Origin of the sequence: Leifsonia sp. SIMBA_070 (assembly GCF_046534635.1) — a bacterium.
Classification (GTDB): domain Bacteria; phylum Actinomycetota; class Actinomycetes; order Actinomycetales; family Microbacteriaceae; genus Leifsonia.
On sequence record NZ_JAWRYK010000841.1, the window covers coordinates 1 to 241 of the forward strand.

Consider the following 241-nt stretch of genomic DNA (forward strand, 5'->3'; position numbering starts at 1 on the left):
ATCTCCCTGACGGAACCACCGTTGTCATCAACCGCGGCTGGCTGCCCATCGGCAACAACGAAGCCGGCCGGCCTGACACTGTCCCGCCCGCCCCATCAGGGGAAGTCACCGTCGTCGCGCGCCTCAAGCCTGCCGAACCCACCCTGCAGCGCGGGGCGCCTGAAGGACAGCTGGCATCCATCGACCTTGCGAAGTACCAGGAGGAGGTCGGCTACGAGTTGGAGCAGGCCGCCTATGGGTT

General features: G+C 66.4%; 1 protein-coding gene. It reads left to right on the forward strand.

What is annotated here, in order from left to right; all coding sequences use genetic code 11:
* Nucleotides 1-241: SURF1 family cytochrome oxidase biogenesis protein (locus SB754_RS22590; RefSeq protein WP_410784507.1), on the forward strand; the 241-nt coding region annotated here is incomplete at both ends.